The organism is Priestia sp. ABM2_011 (assembly GCF_056158845.1).
Genome location: NZ_JBSWUB010000001.1, coordinates 162,501 through 178,647, shown reverse-complemented (window position 1 = coordinate 178,647; position 16,147 = coordinate 162,501). Strand labels below are relative to the sequence as shown.

Annotated in this window: 14 protein-coding genes and 1 rRNA gene (1 of these 15 running past the window's edge); all 15 read left to right on the top strand. The window is 40.1% G+C overall.

What is annotated here, in order from left to right; translation table 11 throughout:
- The first annotated feature begins 51 nt into the window (after positions 1-51).
- Complete coding sequence (locus ACXAE4_RS01030; protein WP_013054881.1) at positions 52-792, top strand: VWA domain-containing protein; 741 nt, start codon at positions 52-54, stop codon at positions 790-792.
- A complete protein-coding gene (locus tag ACXAE4_RS01025) occupies positions 761-1,726 on the top strand; it encodes a protein kinase domain-containing protein (RefSeq protein WP_154990954.1) in 966 nt (321 codons plus the stop codon). The genes ACXAE4_RS01030 and ACXAE4_RS01025 overlap by 32 nt, the downstream gene beginning before the upstream one ends.
- Positions 1,727-1,822: 96 nt before the next feature.
- Positions 1,823-3,199, top strand: a complete 1,377-nt coding sequence (gene tilS, locus ACXAE4_RS01020; protein ID WP_028412648.1) for a tRNA lysidine(34) synthetase TilS — start codon at positions 1,823-1,825, stop codon at positions 3,197-3,199.
- Between the two features lie 27 nt (positions 3,200-3,226).
- Complete coding sequence (gene hpt / locus ACXAE4_RS01015) at positions 3,227-3,766, top strand: hypoxanthine phosphoribosyltransferase (protein ID WP_028412649.1); 540 nt, start codon at positions 3,227-3,229, stop codon at positions 3,764-3,766.
- 93 nt (positions 3,767-3,859) lie between these two features.
- The gene (gene ftsH, locus ACXAE4_RS01010) at positions 3,860-5,770 is read left to right on the top strand and encodes an ATP-dependent zinc metalloprotease FtsH (RefSeq protein ID WP_013054885.1); all 1,911 of its coding nucleotides are present in this window, start codon (positions 3,860-3,862) and stop codon (positions 5,768-5,770) included.
- Positions 5,771-5,990: 220 nt separating this feature from the next.
- Entirely contained in the window at positions 5,991-6,758 is a 768-nt protein-coding gene (locus ACXAE4_RS01005; protein WP_013054886.1) for a type III pantothenate kinase, read from the top strand.
- A gap of 12 nt (positions 6,759-6,770) precedes the next feature.
- Positions 6,771-7,649 (top strand): Hsp33 family molecular chaperone HslO, encoded by an 879-nt coding sequence (gene hslO / locus ACXAE4_RS01000; protein ID WP_028412650.1) that lies wholly within the window; start codon positions 6,771-6,773, stop codon positions 7,647-7,649.
- A 201-nt stretch (positions 7,650-7,850) separates the two neighbouring features.
- Positions 7,851-8,789, top strand: a complete 939-nt coding sequence (gene cysK / locus ACXAE4_RS00995; protein ID WP_013054888.1) for a cysteine synthase A — start codon at positions 7,851-7,853, stop codon at positions 8,787-8,789.
- A 97-nt stretch (positions 8,790-8,886) separates the two neighbouring features.
- Positions 8,887-10,302, top strand: coding sequence for an aminodeoxychorismate synthase component I (pabB, locus tag ACXAE4_RS00990; protein ID WP_154974717.1), 1,416 nt, complete (start codon positions 8,887-8,889; stop codon positions 10,300-10,302).
- A gap of 2 nt (positions 10,303-10,304) precedes the next feature.
- Positions 10,305-10,886 carry an aminodeoxychorismate/anthranilate synthase component II gene (gene pabA / locus ACXAE4_RS00985; RefSeq protein ID WP_154990956.1) on the top strand — a complete coding sequence of 194 codons (582 nt, stop codon included), beginning with the start codon at positions 10,305-10,307 and terminating at the stop codon, positions 10,884-10,886.
- Positions 10,887-10,890: 4 nt separating this feature from the next.
- A complete protein-coding gene (gene pabC / locus ACXAE4_RS00980) occupies positions 10,891-11,754 on the top strand; it encodes an aminodeoxychorismate lyase (protein WP_033580816.1) in 864 nt (287 codons plus the stop codon).
- 21 nt (positions 11,755-11,775) lie between these two features.
- The gene (folB, locus tag ACXAE4_RS00975) at positions 11,776-12,135 is read left to right on the top strand and encodes a dihydroneopterin aldolase (RefSeq protein ID WP_028412654.1); all 360 of its coding nucleotides are present in this window, start codon (positions 11,776-11,778) and stop codon (positions 12,133-12,135) included.
- On the top strand, positions 12,136-12,681 hold the full coding sequence (gene folK, locus ACXAE4_RS00970) for a 2-amino-4-hydroxy-6-hydroxymethyldihydropteridine diphosphokinase (protein WP_033580815.1): 546 nt from the start codon (positions 12,136-12,138) through the stop codon (positions 12,679-12,681).
- Between the two features lie 272 nt (positions 12,682-12,953).
- Positions 12,954-14,438, top strand: a complete 1,485-nt coding sequence (lysS, locus tag ACXAE4_RS00965) for a lysine--tRNA ligase (protein ID WP_013054894.1) — start codon at positions 12,954-12,956, stop codon at positions 14,436-14,438.
- Between the two features lie 284 nt (positions 14,439-14,722).
- Positions 14,723-16,147: ribosomal RNA gene (locus ACXAE4_RS00960) — 16S ribosomal RNA — on the top strand (it continues 127 nt past the right edge of the window).

The following is a 16,147-nucleotide window of genomic DNA, read 5'->3' as shown; positions in this document are numbered from 1 at the left end:
TCTCCTCCTCGTCTATCATGTTAATACTGATAATGAGGAGGGGATTTTTTTATGAAAAAAGGTACATTGAAACAGATGTTGGTCATTACGGACGGTGGTTCGAATACAGGTGAAGATCCGGTAGCAATGGCTGCACTGGCTAAAGAACAAGGAATTAGTGTAAACGTTATTGGTGTGATGGAAGAGGATACAATTGATGAGCAAAGCACGAATGAAATAGAAGGCATTGCCATGTCAGGCGGTGGCGTGAGTCAAATTGTTTACGTAAAACAGCTGTCTCAAACTGTTCAAATGGTTACAAGGCAGGCAATGACGCAAACACTTCAAGGCGTTGTAAATAAAGAACTTCAGCAAATTCTAGGTTCCTCTAATTCAAGATTAGAAGAGTTATCTCCTGAGAAGCGAGGAGAAATCATGGAAGTAGTTGATGAACTTGGGGAAACGGTTGACTTAGAGATTCTTATTTTAGTTGACATGAGCGGAAGTATGAAAAATAAGCTCCCTACTGTAAAGGAGTCGCTGTTAGATTTATCGTTAAGCTTGAATGCTCGCATGGGGCACAATCAATTTTCAATCTTTTTATTTCCTGGGAAAAAGAAAGATGTAGAGAAGCTAATGGACTGGAATCCAAGATTAGAGTCGCTTTCAACGATTTTCCCAAAACTAACAGCAGGAGGTATTACGCCTACTGGACCGGCTATCAAAGAGGCTACTCATTATTTCACCAAAAAGCGCTCATTGAGAGGGTTGTTAAAAAATAATGAACAATACATTGAAGAATCAGGTATGTAACCTATCTCCGGGAACAGAAATTCACGGGAAATGGCATCACGTCCATTATAAAATTCTTGAGAAATTAGGCGTGGGAGCAACTGGAGTTGTCTACTTAGTCCAATTAGTAAACGGAACGCTAGCGGCGTTAAAAATAAGCTTTTCCAACATGTCCGTTACAGCAGAAGTGAATGTATTAAAAAAGTTGTCTCAAGTCAAAGACAAAGTGCTAGGACCGCGTTTACTTGATGTAGATGATTGGAGCTATGGTTCTCACGCTCTTTCTTTCTATGTAATGGAGTATGTGAAAGGGAAGCCTCTCCTTTCTTTTATCTCAACAAGAGGGACAGAATGGTTGCAAGTGTTTGCAAGTCAGCTCTTAACAGACTTAGAAAACCTTCATGAAGAAGGGTGGGTATTTGGCGATTTAAAACCCGAAAACCTGGTCGTAACATCTAACCCTGTAAAAGTTCGATGGATCGACGTGGGAGGAACAACTCTGCAAGGGCGGTCAATAAAAGAATTTACCGACTTTTATGATCGAGCGCACTGGGGGCTTGGCTCCCGAAAAGCAGAACCGACCTATGATTTGTTTGCCGTATCTATGGTTTTGATTCACGCGGCTTATGGCAAGCGAATTAATAAAACAGACAAACCGGCTGAACAATTAAAACAATTTATATTAACAACAAAGCAGTTGGAGCCTTTCGGAGACGTTTTGTATCAAGCGGTTACGGGAAAGTATAAGTCAGCTAAAGAAATGAAAACAGAGGTGTTATCGGTCGAAAAAAGAAGAGGGGCAAAAAGTAGAGGAACAAAGCCTCAAAACGTTCGTCAACCGTCTGCCCCTCGTGTTAAAGTAAAGAAGAAGCGTTCTCACGTGTTAGAGACGCTACTACTTTGTACGTCTGTAATGTTGATTTATATTTTGTATCTATTTATTCAAGTGCTATAAAGTTTGGAGAAATTGTGAAACTTTCCTTATAGTCATTCGTATAAAGTAAATTAATGATACATTATTGCGTGTACATTATAAGGATGAGTCATTCCTATGGAAAAGCAAGTGAACAATTTTATGACAAAACATCAGTTATTATCCGCAGGCTCTACGGTGGTTGTAGGTATTTCTGGTGGTCCTGATTCTTTAGCGCTGCTGCATTTCTTATGGAGTCTGAAAGAGCAAAAATCTCTTACGATTATTGCTGCTCATGTTGATCATATGTTCCGGGGCCAAGAGTCACAGCAAGACATGGAATATGTGCAGAACTACTGCAAACAATTGAATATTAAATGTGAGGCGAAGCAGATTGATGTTACTGCCTATCAGAAGGAAAGAAAGCTATCTTCTCAAGTAGCTGCCAGAGAATGCCGCTATGCATTTTTTACTCATGTTATGAAGAAGCACAAAGCAAACCTTCTTGCATTAGGACATCACGGAGATGATCAGATTGAAACGATGTTAATGCGAATGGTTCGAGGTAGTACGATGAATGGATACGCAGGGATGCAGCCCAAGCGGCCATATGGGCATGGATTTATTATTAGGCCTTTCCTAGCCGTAACGAAAGAAGAAATCAATCGCTACTGTAAGCTACATGGGCTTACACCTCGAATTGATCCGAGTAATGAGAAAGACTCGTACACGAGAAATCGGTTTCGTCATTACGTTTTGCCATTTTTAAAGCAAGAAAACGTCGCTGTACATGAAAAATTTCAACAATTTAGCGAGAACTTGCATGAAGATCAAGCATACTTAGAGGAATTAACGACTGATGTGATGAATAAAGTAATGAGAAAGAAATTGCAAAATGAAATTCTCATTGATAGAGATTGTTTTCTAAGGATACGCAAGCCTTTACAAAGGCGTGGTATTCAACTAATATTAAACTATCTCTATAAAGAAATTCCTCCAACCCTTTCCTCAGCGCATGTTGACACGTTAGTAGGATTTTGTGAAAGTGAAAAACCGTCTGGGACGCTTGACTTTCCAAATGGTTTACGCATTATCCGATCTTACAACGACTGTCTTTTCACCTTTAATGAGGGGAACATCGAGCCATATGAATTTATTGTTCCGATTCCAGGGGTCGTTGAGCTTCCAAATGGTCACCAGCTTATTTGTGAAATACATAATAAAGTCGAAGATATAAAAGGAAACGATGTTTTTCTTTTAGATGAAGCTCACGATTTACAATCATTAAAGGTAAGGACACGAAAAAATGGCGATAAAATGCGAGTAAAGGGCATGAAGGGACATAAAAAAGTAAAGGATATTTTTATCGATGAAAAAATCCCTTTACACTTCAGAGATCATTGGCCGGTAGTGGAAGATAGCCAAGGAACTATTTTGTGGCTACCTGGTTTGAAAAAATCTGCTTATGAACTGCATACACATAAGTCCAGATATGTTATTTTATACTATAAGTAGCGAAAACTTCTAGGAGGCAAGTAAGGAATGAAGCAGGATATTCAAGAAATTTTGATTTCAGAAGAAGAAATACAACAGAAAGTAAAAGAATTGGGTAAGCTATTATCTGAGGAATACGCTGACCGTTTTCCTTTGGTAATCGGTGTACTAAAAGGCGCTATGCCTTTTATGTCTGATCTAATTAAGCGTGTTGATACATATTTAGAAATGGATTTTATGGATGTATCAAGTTATGGCAATGCGATGGTTTCTTCTGGTGAAGTAAAAATCCTAAAAGATTTAGATACATCAGTTGAAGGTCGAGACATTCTTATCTTAGAGGATATTATCGACAGCGGCTTAACACTTAGCTATCTTGTAGAGTTATTCAAGTACCGTAAAGCTAAGTCAATTAAGATTGTCACACTCTTAGACAAACCAACAGGTCGTAAAGCAGCTATTAAAGCAGATTACGTTGGATTTGAAGTACCTGATGCGTTCGTAGTAGGGTATGGATTGGATTATCAAGAAAAATATCGTAACCTGCCGTATATTGGGGTTCTTAAACCGCAAGTATACAGCAATTAAGAAGCACATATCCAAGTGCAATTTATTGGATAGGATAAATGTTCTATGTTAGTATTGAATACAGTATTTGTTTATCGTGGGAGGAGGTAAGAAATGAATCGGATCTTCCGTAATACCATCTTTTATTTACTTATATTTTTAGTCATTATTGGCGTGGTAAGCTTCTTTAGTGGCTCTAATCAAAAAGCAGAACCAATGAGATACGATACATTTGTTCAACACTTAGACAAAGGTGATGTGAAATCACTCTCTATGAAGCCTGAAAGAGGCGTGTATGTTGTGCAAGGAAAGTTAGATTCTTATAAAAAGGATCAAACGTTCCAAACTTACATCGTAGATGGTGACAAAGCACTTGATCGTATTGACGCTGCTTCAGAAAATAATCAAGTAGAAGTTGATTTTAAACCTGCTGATGAAACAAGCGGCTGGGTAACGTTCTTTACGTCAATCATTCCGTTTGTTATTATTTTCATCCTATTCTTCTTCTTACTGAACCAAGCTCAGGGCGGCGGAAGTCGTGTTATGAACTTCGGTAAGAGTAAGGCTAAGCTTTACAGCGAAGAAAAGAAAAAGGTTAAATTTAAAGACGTAGCTGGTGCAGACGAAGAAAAGCAAGAACTTGTGGAAGTTGTTGAGTTCTTAAAAGATCCTCGTAAATTCGCAGAGCTAGGTGCAAGAATTCCGAAGGGTGTCTTACTTGTGGGACCTCCTGGTACTGGTAAAACATTATTAGCAAGAGCTGTTGCTGGTGAAGCAGGCGTTCCTTTCTTCTCTATCAGTGGTTCGGACTTTGTTGAAATGTTTGTTGGGGTCGGTGCTTCTCGTGTTCGTGATTTATTCGAAAATGCGAAGAAGAATGCTCCATGTATTATCTTTATTGATGAAATCGATGCTGTAGGTCGTCAACGTGGTGCAGGTCTTGGTGGTGGACACGATGAGCGTGAACAAACATTGAACCAGTTGCTTGTTGAGATGGATGGTTTTGGTGCTAACGAAGGTATCATTATTATTGCAGCAACAAACCGCCCGGATATTTTAGATCCAGCGTTATTACGTCCAGGCCGCTTCGACCGTCAAATTACGGTAGATCGTCCAGATGTAAATGGCCGTGAAGCAGTGCTTAAAGTACATGCTCGCAATAAGCCTTTAGATGAATCAGTAAACTTAAAAGCAATTGCTATGCGTACGCCAGGTTTCTCAGGTGCAGATTTAGAAAACTTGTTAAACGAAGCTGCCTTAGTAGCTGCTAGACAGGACAAAAAGAAAATTGAAATGGTCGATATTGACGAAGCAACAGACCGCGTAATTGCAGGTCCAGCTAAGAAAAGTCGAGTTATTTCTAAAAAAGAACGCAATATTGTTGCTTATCATGAAGCAGGACATACAATTATCGGTGTCGTATTAGACGAAGCTGATATGGTACATAAAGTAACCATTGTTCCACGTGGGCAAGCTGGTGGATATGCTGTTATGTTACCAAAAGAAGATCGCTACTTTATGACGAAGCCAGAGCTGCTGGATAAAATTGTTGGATTGCTTGGTGGTCGCGTAGCTGAGGAAATTATTTTCGGCGAAGTGAGTACAGGTGCTCACAATGACTTCCAGCGTGCAACAAGCATCGCTCGTAAAATGGTAACAGAATACGGTATGAGTGAAAAGTTAGGACCAATGCAATTCGGTCAATCACAACAAGGCCAAGTATTCTTAGGTCGTGATTTACACAGTGAACAAAACTACAGTGATGCGATTGCTCATGAAATTGATAATGAAATCCAACGTTTCATTAAAGAAAGCTATGAGCGTGCGAAGCAGATCTTAACGGAAAACCGTGACAAGTTAGAGCTTGTAGCTCAAACATTGTTAGAAGTAGAAACGTTAGACGCTGAGCAGATTAACCACTTAGTAGATCATGGAACTCTTCCAGACCGTTCTAGTCACGTAACAGATGAAGATGTTAAAGTAAACATCCAAACAAAGACAGACGATGAAGAGCCAAAAGCATAAGACCAAAAAAGATCAGTGGAGACAGTCTCCACTGATCTTTTTTTATTGGGTAGAAGTTAGGTTTGGCAAAAAGTTTTTCATATATAGTGGATAAGTAGGATATCCACTAGAGAATTGTGTCATTATATTCCTATTTTATCTAGAATATACACGTCTATTTACCAGTTATGGTATGATGGTTTCAGTGTGAATACTGAATTTAAATAAAGTGGTGATTGAAATGATTTTTGTATTAGATGTTGGAAATACCAATACGGTATTAGGTGTATACGATGGAGATGAATTAAAGTACCATTGGCGTGTAGAAACAAGCCGTAATAAAACAGAAGACGAGTATGGCATGACAATCAAAGCCTTGCTTGAGCACGTTAGTTTATCTTTTAAAGATATTCATGGTATTATTATTTCCTCTGTTGTTCCTCCTATTATGTTTGCATTGGAGAGAATGTGTCAAAAGTATTTTCATTTAAAGCCGCTTGTTGTTGGTCCTGGAATTAAGACGGGTTTAAATATTAAATATGAAAATCCACGTGAAGTGGGAGCAGACCGTATTGTCAATGCTGTTGCTGGAATTCAGCTGTACGGAAGCCCTTTAATTATCGTTGATTTTGGTACCGCAACCACATATTGCTACATTGATGAAAATAAGCAATATATGGGTGGTGCAATTGCCCCTGGTATTAATATTTCGACAGAAGCTCTTTATTCAAGAGCATCTAAGCTTCCGCGTATTGAAATTGCGCGACCAAATAGCATTGTTGGGAAAAATACAGTATCTGCGATGCAAGCAGGTATTTTATATGGATACGTTGGACAAGTAGAAGGAATTGTAGCAAGAATGAAAGAGCAAGCAACAGTAAATCCTAAAGTTATTGCTACTGGAGGACTCGCAACATTGATTGCTAAAGAGTCGGATATTATTGATATTGTGGATCCATTTTTGACTTTAAAAGGATTACAAATAATCTATACAAAAAATATGGAGTAAGAGGTGTATATTATGGGCGACTATTTAGTAAAAGCACTAGCTTACAATAGTCAAGTTCGCGCTTATGCGGTAAAAACAACGGATACAGTTGGAGAAGCGCAGCGCCGTCACTATACATGGCCTACAGCCTCTGCAGCATTGGGACGTTCAATGACTGCGGGAGTTATGATGGGGGCTATGCTAAAAGGTGAGCAAAAGCTAACAATTAAAATTGAAGGCCGCGGCCCAATTGGTGTTATCTTAGTAGACAGCAATGCCAAGGGTGAAGTGCGTGGATATGTAACGAACCCGCAAACGCACTTCGATTTAAATCAGCATGGAAAATTAGATGTAGCACGTGCTGTAGGTACAGATGGTACGCTGAGTGTTGTAAAAGATATCGGGATGCGTGATCAATTTAATGGACAAGTACCTATCGTATCGGGAGAATTAGGAGAGGATTTCACGTATTATTTCGTGACATCTGAGCAAGTTCCATCTTCAGTAGGTGTAGGTGTACTTGTTAACCCTGATAACACAATCTTAGCTGCGGGTGGATTTATCATTCAGCTTATGCCAGGAACAGATGATCAAACGATTACAGCTATTGAACAACGTTTACAAACGATTGAACCCATTTCAAAACTGATCCAAAAAGGTCTTTCTCCTGAGGAAATCTTAGAAGAAGTTCTTGGAAAAGAAAACGTAAAGTTTCTAGAGACAATGCCTGTAGAGTTCAAATGTCAGTGCTCAGAAGAAAGAATTGCTAATGCCATTATCAGCTTAGGAAAAGAAGAGATTCAATCGATGATTGAGGAAGATGGCCAAGCTGAAGCACAGTGTCATTTTTGTAATGAAACCTATCGTTTTGATAAAAAGCAGCTAGAAGAAATGAAAGAACAAGCAATTTAAATGAAATAAAAGATTCTTTAAAGGCGTCATTTTATAAATGAACGCCTTTTTTTATAAGTGTTAAGTCCTATTTATGTATATATTGATCTAAAAATATAACAAAAATAGGTAAATGGAAAGACAAAATGATTGACAATTTAGAAAACATCTGATAAATTGTATACAAAATCAATAAAATTAGTTGGTATTAGGAGTGGTCATATGGCACGTATTGCAAATTCAATTACAGAGTTAATTGGTCAAACACCAATCGTAAAACTAAACCGTCTAGTTGAAGAAGATATGGCGGATGTATATTTAAAATTAGAATTTATGAACCCAGGAAGCAGCGTAAAAGATCGTATCGCATTAGCAATGATCGAAGATGCTGAAGCAAAAGGTGTATTAAAGCCTGGAGACACCATCATTGAACCAACAAGCGGTAACACAGGAATTGGCTTAGCAATGGTAGCTGCAGCAAAAGGATACCGTGCTATTTTAACAATGCCTGAAACGATGAGTATTGAGCGTCGTAATCTGCTTCGTGCGTACGGTGCAGAGTTAGTGTTAACACCAGGTCCAGAAGGAATGAAAGGTGCGGTTAATAAAGCAACTGAGCTTGCAAAAGAGCACGGCTACTTTATTCCTCAGCAGTTCCAAAATGAAGCGAACCCAGAAGTGCACCGTCAAACAACGGCTAAAGAGATCATCGAGCAGTTTGGCGATCAGCTAGATGGATTTGTGGCAGGTATCGGTACTGGCGGTACTATTACAGGTGCTGGCGAAGTATTAAAAGAAAAGTATCCAAACATCAAAATTTATGCGGTAGAGCCAGCTGATTCTCCAATCTTAAGTGGTGGTCAACCAGGACCTCATAAAATTCAAGGAATCGGTGCAAACTTTGTTCCGGATACGCTTAACACGGAAGTATATGACGAAGTTGTCGCTGTTCAAAACGACCAAGCTTTTGAATATGCACGTAAAGTAGCAAAAACAGAAGGCGTACTAGTAGGTATCTCTTCTGGGGCTGCGATTTATGCTGCGTTAAAAGCTGCAAAACAGCTAGGAAAAGGTAAAAAAGTGTTAGCGATTATTCCAAGTAACGGTGAGCGTTACTTAAGTACTCCATTGTTCCAATTCGAGGAACAAACACAAGCATAAAAACCATAAAAGAACAGCTTCTATATGAAGCTGTTTTTTTTCATCTGAGAATCATGTAAAATGAAAGCAGGTGATTTATTTTTAGGAGAGTGAACAAATGCAGCAAAGAATGACTTGGGGCGAATCTATTTCTATCTCTAAAAACCAATGGTTCAAAAAATATCAAGAGTTGTCAAAAGAGGAACCGAATCATATCCTGCTTGAAAGCGGTCGAGGCGGAAAGTTTCAAATGATGGGATTAAAACCTGTAGCCATTTTGCGAGGCGAACAAGACGAGCTTCATATCAAAACGGATGGCCAAGCTACTGTTCAAAAAGGTAATCCGCTTCATCTTATGCGAGACTGGATGAAGAAGTTTGAAGCAGAGGTGAATCCAGATCTTCCTCCTTTTCAAGGTGGAGCAATTGGCTTTATTAGCTATGATTATATCCGCTATGTAGAAACCATACCTGATCTTGCTGAAGATTCATTGAAAACGCCGGACGTTTATTTCCTTATTTTCGATGACGTATTTGTATATGATCAAGAAAAGGAAAAGCTCTGGATTATCGTTAACGATGAAGCAGATTGTAAAGAGCAGGCACATAAGCGTATTGATCAATACAAAAAGGACTGGATGGAGGCAAGTGCTGAAGGGCTCTCATATGAGCGTATTCATCGTGTTGCCGAAAAGAGTGAGGTTTCAATGTCTGAAGCTGCTTTTTCAGATGCCACAACTCGCGTACATGAGTACATCGGGCAAGGCGATGTGTTTCAAGTGAACTTATCTGTTCGACAGTCTCAACAGCTTCAAACTCATCCTATGCATATCTACGAACAGGTACGAAAAATCAACCCGTCTCCTTATATGTCTTATATGCAGACAGAAGAATTTCACATTGTGAGCTGTTCACCAGAACTATTAGTGAAAAAAGCCGGTGACGAAATCAGTACGAGACCAATTGCGGGAACGCGCTCTCGCGGTAAGGATGATCAAGAAGACCAACAGTTAGCGGATGAGCTTATTCATAACGAAAAAGAGCGTGCAGAGCATGTGATGCTTGTTGATTTGGAGCGTAATGACCTTGGTAGAGTAAGCGACTATGGTACCGTTCATGTTGACGAGTTTATGGTTATTGAAAAGTATTCACATGTGATGCATATTGTGTCTAATGTAAAAGGCAAGCTCGCGCGCAATAAAGATTTTGTAGATATTGTAGATGCGGTTTTTCCTGGAGGAACGATTACTGGAGCGCCTAAAGTTCGTACAATGGAAATCATTGAAGAACTTGAACCTGTAAGGCGAGGAATTTATACAGGATCGATTGGTTGGATTGGGTTTAATGGAGATATGGAATTAAATATTGCGATTCGCACTATGATTATTCAAGACGGCCAAGCTTATGTGCAGGCTGGTGCGGGTGTTGTAATTGATTCAAATCCGAAACACGAATACAAAGAATCACTGAAAAAAGCAATTGCACTATGGAAAGCAAAAGAGCAGAGCGAAAATGAGCTGAGTGAGGGTGAGTAAAGATGATATTAATGATTGATAATTATGATTCTTTTACGTTTAATTTAGTACAGTATTTAGGTGAGCTAGGGCATGAGCTTCTTGTAAAAAGAAATGATGAAATTACACTTTCTGAAATTGAAGTGCTAAATCCAGATTTCTTGATGATCTCCCCGGGACCTTGTAGTCCCAACGAAGCGGGAATCAGTTTAGAAGCCATCGAGTATTTTGCAGGTAAGATTCCAATATTGGGCGTATGCTTAGGGCATCAGTCGATTGGGCAAGCTTTTGGAGGGAATGTGATTCGTGCGGATAAATTAATGCACGGTAAAACATCTGAAATGCATCATGATGGCCGTACTATCTTTAAAGATCTTGATAATCCGTTCACGGCAACTCGATATCATTCTTTGATTGTAGAAAAAAGTTCACTGCCGGATTGCTTTGAGATTTCAGCGTGGACAGCAGAAGATGAAATTATGGCGATTCGCCATAAATCATTACCTATTGAAGGGGTACAGTTCCACCCTGAATCTATCATGACTTCTTACGGTAAAGAAATGCTGAAAAATTTTATTGAAACTTACGAAAAAAAGCGAGTGTAATGATATGTATATATACGTAAATGGTGAAGTAAAGCCTGCGTCTGAAGCCACTATTTCTCCGTTTGATCACGGATATATGTATGGTCTAGGGCTATTTGAAACGCTACGAGTTTATGATGGTCATCCATTTTTAGTGGAAGACCATCTGGATCGACTGCGTAGCAGCTTACGTGAATTAAATATTGTATGGGACTACTCCACACAGGACGTGTTGGCAATTATTAATAGTCTGTTAATGAAAAACAATGAGAGAAATGCGTATGTTCGATTAAATGTTTCAGCAGGAAATGGCGGAATTGGACTGCAAGTGGAAGAATACGACAAGCCATCTACAATTGTATACATGAAATCAATGCCTCATCCATCGAGCCCCCTTGTAAAAGAGGGGCTTATTCTTGAGACAAAGCGAAATACGCCCGAAGGAACCGTGAGGTTGAAGTCTCATCATTATTTAAACAATGTACTGGCTAAGCGAGAAGTTGGTTCAGACTTAAATAAAGAGGGTATTTTTTTAACAAAAGAAGGGTTCTTAGCCGAAGGTATTGTGTCCAATTTATTTTTTGTAAAAGATGATTGTGTATATACACCGTCTCTTGAAACAGGTATCTTAAATGGAATTACGAGACAGTTTATCTTTACGCTTTTAAAAAAGAAAAACATAGAAGTTGTAGAAGGTTTATTTACGGCGGAACAGCTTTTGGAGAGTGATGAAGCTTTCGTTACAAATTCCATTCAAGAAATCGTACCTCTTCGAAGTATAAAGGATAAGAAGTTTTCAGTCGGAGACCATACGTTAACAGCTCAGTTGCAAAAAGAGTATCGCTCTTACACGATGTCGCTAATGAGTCGACGCGAGCTACATGTATAAAAGCGAAAGGAGAGGCTAAAGATGGATAAAATTTATGTGAATGATATGCGTTTCTATGGATATCATGGTGTATTTCCAGAAGAAAATAAATTAGGGCAGCGTTTTCACGTGGATTTAACTGTAGAACTAGATTTAAAACAAGCTGGTACTACGGACAATTTAGAATACTCGGTGAGCTATGCAGATTTATACCAAACATGCCAGGAAGTTGTAGAGAAGCGCACGTTCAAGTTAGTTGAAACGGTGGCCGAAACGATTGCATCTGAATTGCTTGCTAATTACGAACTCGTGCAGGCTTGTACAGTAAAGGTATATAAGCCTGATCCGCCAATTCCCGGTTATTATCAATCGGTAGCTATTGAAATTAAAAGGAGCCGTTGAATGACAACAGAAGCATATATTGCATTAGGATCAAATATTGAAAATCGAATGGAACATTTGAAGTCGGGAGTTACTGGCTTGATGAAACATTCTGAGGTTAAGGTAGTGGCTGTTTCATCTGTTTATGAAACGGCCCCGGTCGGGTATACGAATCAAGCAAGCTTTTTAAACATGGTAGTAAAAATACAAACAACGTATTCGTCAGAGCAACTTTTAGATTGTTTGCAAGCCATTGAACAAGCGGCAGGTCGAAAAAGAGAGATTGTATGGGGACCTAGAACCCTTGATTTGGATATCTTACTTTATAGTAATGAAATCATTCATACGGATAGGCTGAACGTCCCTCATCCCCGAATGTTTGAACGGGCGTTTGTGATGGTTCCTCTAAACGAACTAGCTCCATCTCTTATTCTCCCTGTAGCAGAAGAAAAAGTTGAAACCATCACAAAACGGTTATCGGATTTAAAAGATGTAAAATTATTTCGAGAGCAAACAACTGATATACTAGATATGTTCGAAAATAATAGGAATGATTTACATAAGTAAAAATGCATCTTATTAGTTGATTCATTTTTATATTGGCGTAAAGTAGAGTTCACAGTGAAAACTTTAAGGTTTGGGTTCGCAGGTTGTTGGTTTATTCGGTAGCTTGTTAGAGAAATCGAAGAAAAAGAGAAGCGAAGCAAGAATAAAGCGATTTGACATAGAGAAACGACTGAACCTATAATAATTTTAAAGAAACGTAGTAGTTGCCAGTAAACATGCTGGCCTTTTTTCTGTTTCGGAAAACTTAATTATACGATGGAGATGAGTAAACGATGAGTCATGAAGAATTAAATGATCAATTTCTCGTTCGTCGCGAAAAAATGAGCAACCTACGAGATCAGGGTATTGATCCGTTTGGTCAACGTTTTGAACGTACACATACATCACAGCAATTAATTAGTGAGTATGACGAGTTAACAAAAGAACAGTTAGAAGAAAATGAAGTGCCTGTGTCACTAGCTGGTCGTATTATGACAAAGCGTGGAAAAGGAAAAGCAGGTTTCGCTCACGTTCAAGATTTAACAGGACAAATTCAGCTTTATGTACGTAAAGATGCAATTGGCGAAGAACAGTACGAAATCTTCAGCAGCGTAGATATCGGTGACTTGGTAGGGGTTGAAGGTGTTTTATTCAAAACAAAAGTTGGCGAACTTTCTATTAAAGTAAAAGATTTCACGTTACTAACAAAAGCGCTTCGTCCACTTCCAGATAAATATCATGGTTTAAAAGATATTGAACAGCGCTACCGTCAACGTTACTTAGATTTAATTACAAACCCAGAAAGTAAACAAACATTTATCTCAAGAAGCCGCATTATTCAATCGATGCGCCGTTACTTAGATAATCACGGATACTTAGAAGTTGAAACACCGATGATGCATTCAATCGCAGGTGGAGCAGCAGCTCGTCCGTTTGTGACACACCACAATGCGCTTGATATGGAACTTTATATGCGTATTGCGATTGAACTTCATTTAAAACGTTTAATCGTAGGTGGATTAGAAAAAGTATATGAAATTGGCCGTGTATTCCGTAATGAAGGTGTATCTACACGTCACAATCCTGAATTTACAATGATCGAATTGTACGAAGCGTATGCGGACTACAAAGATATCATGGCTTTAACAGAGAACTTAATTGCACACATTGCGCAAGAAGTACTTGGCACAACAAAGATTCAGTATGGTGATCAAGAGGTAGACCTAACGCCAGAATGGACAAGACTTCATATGGTCGATGCTATTAAACAATATACGGGCGTAGACTTCTGGGGAGAAACATCTGTTGAAGAAGCTCGTGCTTTAGCAAAAGAACACGGGGTAGAAATCACTGAACATATGCAATATGGACATATTGTAAATGAATTCTTTGAACAAAAAGTAGAAGAGCAGTTAATTCAACCGACGTTCATTTACGGACATCCTGTAGAAATCTCTCCACTTGCTAAGAAAAATGCGGAAGATCCGCGTTTTACTGACCGTTTTGAGCTGTTTATCGTTGCGCGTGAACACGCGAACGCATTTACAGAGCTAAATGATCCAATTGACCAACGTGAGCGCTTTGAAGCTCAGTTGAAAGAGAAAGAACAAGGAAACGATGAAGCACATGAGATGGATGATGACTTCATTGAGGCATTAGAATACGGTATGCCACCTACAGGTGGTCTAGGAATCGGTATTGACCGCCTTGTTATGTTACTAACAAATGCACCGTCAATCCGTGATGTACTATTATTCCCACATATGCGTCAACGCTAAAAAAAGAGATGGCTACGGCCATCTTTTTTTAGGTATTAATATTAGAAAATTTAAACTTTTAATTTACCTCTTGTTTTTATGAAAACGATTTGGTATATTTATATCTGTTGCTAACGCAGATAAGCGAAAACAACAAAAAGAAATAAAAAAAGTTGTTGACATTACGTTGATAACTTGATAAGATAGTAAAGTCGCTTAAGAGCGGCGGTTGAACTTTGAAAACTGAACAAAGCGACAAACGTCAACGTTAATTTTTATTTTTTAAATTGAGCAAGTCAAACATTTCTTCGGAGAGTTTGATCCTGGCTCAGGATGAACGCTGGCGGCGTGCCTAATACATGCAAGTCGAGCGAACTGATTAGAAGCTTGCTTCTATGACGTTAGCGGCGGACGGGTGAGTAACACGTGGGCAACCTGCCTGTAAGACTGGGATAACTTCGGGAAACCGAAGCTAATACCGGATAGGATCTTCTCCTTCATGGGAGATGATTGAAAGATGGTTTCGGCTATCACTTACAGATGGGCCCGCGGTGCATTAGCTAGTTGGTGAGGTAACGGCTCACCAAGGCAACGATGCATAGCCGACCTGAGAGGGTGATCGGCCACACTGGGACTGAGACACGGCCCAGACTCCTACGGGAGGCAGCAGTAGGGAATCTTCCGCAATGGACGAAAGTCTGACGGAGCAACGCCGCGTGAGTGATGAAGGCTTTCGGGTCGTAAAACTCTGTTGTTAGGGAAGAACAAGTACGAGAGTAACTGCTCGTACCTTGACGGTACCTAACCAGAAAGCCACGGCTAACTACGTGCCAGCAGCCGCGGTAATACGTAGGTGGCAAGCGTTATCCGGAATTATTGGGCGTAAAGCGCGCGCAGGCGGTTTCTTAAGTCTGATGTGAAAGCCCACGGCTCAACCGTGGAGGGTCATTGGAAACTGGGGAACTTGAGTGCAGAAGAGAAAAGCGGAATTCCACGTGTAGCGGTGAAATGCGTAGAGATGTGGAGGAACACCAGTGGCGAAGGCGGCTTTTTGGTCTGTAACTGACGCTGAGGCGCGAAAGCGTGGGGAGCAAACAGGATTAGATACCCTGGTAGTCCACGCCGTAAACGATGAGTGCTAAGTGTTAGAGGGTTTCCGCCCTTTAGTGCTGCAGCTAACGCATTAAGCACTCCGCCTGGGGAGTACGGTCGCAAGACTGAAACTCAAAGGAATTGACGGGGGCCCGCACAAGCGGTGGAGCATGTGGTTTAATTCGAAGCAACGCGAAGAACCTTACCAGGTCTTGACATCCTCTGACAACTCTAGAGATAGAGCGTTCCCCTTCGGGGGACAGAGTGACAGGTGGTGCATGGTTGTCGTCAGCTCGTGTCGTGAGATGTTGGGTTAAGTCCCGCAACGAGCGCAACCCTTGATCTTAGTTGCCAGCATTTAGTTGGGCACTCTAAGGTGACTGCCGGTGACAAACCGGAGGAAGGTGGGGATGACGTCAAATCATCATGCCCCTTATGACCTGGGCTACACACGTGCTACAATGGATGGTACAAAGGGCTGCAAGACCGCGAGGTCAAGCCAATCCCATAAAACCATTCTCAGTTCGGATTGTAGGCTGCAACTCGCCTACATGAAGCTGGAATCGCTAGTAATCGCGGATCAGCATGCCGCGGTGAATACGTTCCCGGGCCTTGTACACACCGCCCGTCACACCACG

Bases quoted from the DNA above. Each gene is read 5' to 3' on its own strand.
- ACXAE4_RS01005 (WP_013054886.1), top strand. From the start codon at position 5,991: ATGATTTTTGTATTAGATGTTGGAAATACCAATACGGTATTAGGTGTA.
- lysS (WP_013054894.1), top strand. From the start codon at position 12,954: ATGAGTCATGAAGAATTAAATGATCAATTTCTCGTTCGTCGCGAAAAA.
- tilS (WP_028412648.1), top strand. From the start codon at position 1,823: ATGGAAAAGCAAGTGAACAATTTTATGACAAAACATCAGTTATTATCC.
- pabB (WP_154974717.1), top strand. From the start codon at position 8,887: ATGCAGCAAAGAATGACTTGGGGCGAATCTATTTCTATCTCTAAAAAC.
- cysK (WP_013054888.1), top strand. From the start codon at position 7,851: ATGGCACGTATTGCAAATTCAATTACAGAGTTAATTGGTCAAACACCA.
- ACXAE4_RS01030 (WP_013054881.1), top strand. From the start codon at position 52: ATGAAAAAAGGTACATTGAAACAGATGTTGGTCATTACGGACGGTGGT.
- folK (WP_033580815.1), top strand. From the start codon at position 12,136: ATGACAACAGAAGCATATATTGCATTAGGATCAAATATTGAAAATCGA.
- pabA (WP_154990956.1), top strand. From the start codon at position 10,305: ATGATATTAATGATTGATAATTATGATTCTTTTACGTTTAATTTAGTA.
- folB (WP_028412654.1), top strand. From the start codon at position 11,776: ATGGATAAAATTTATGTGAATGATATGCGTTTCTATGGATATCATGGT.
- pabC (WP_033580816.1), top strand. From the start codon at position 10,891: ATGTATATATACGTAAATGGTGAAGTAAAGCCTGCGTCTGAAGCCACT.
- ACXAE4_RS01025 (WP_154990954.1), top strand. From the start codon at position 761: ATGAACAATACATTGAAGAATCAGGTATGTAACCTATCTCCGGGAACA.
- ftsH (WP_013054885.1), top strand. From the start codon at position 3,860: ATGAATCGGATCTTCCGTAATACCATCTTTTATTTACTTATATTTTTA.
- hslO (WP_028412650.1), top strand. From the start codon at position 6,771: ATGGGCGACTATTTAGTAAAAGCACTAGCTTACAATAGTCAAGTTCGC.
- hpt (WP_028412649.1), top strand. From the start codon at position 3,227: ATGAAGCAGGATATTCAAGAAATTTTGATTTCAGAAGAAGAAATACAA.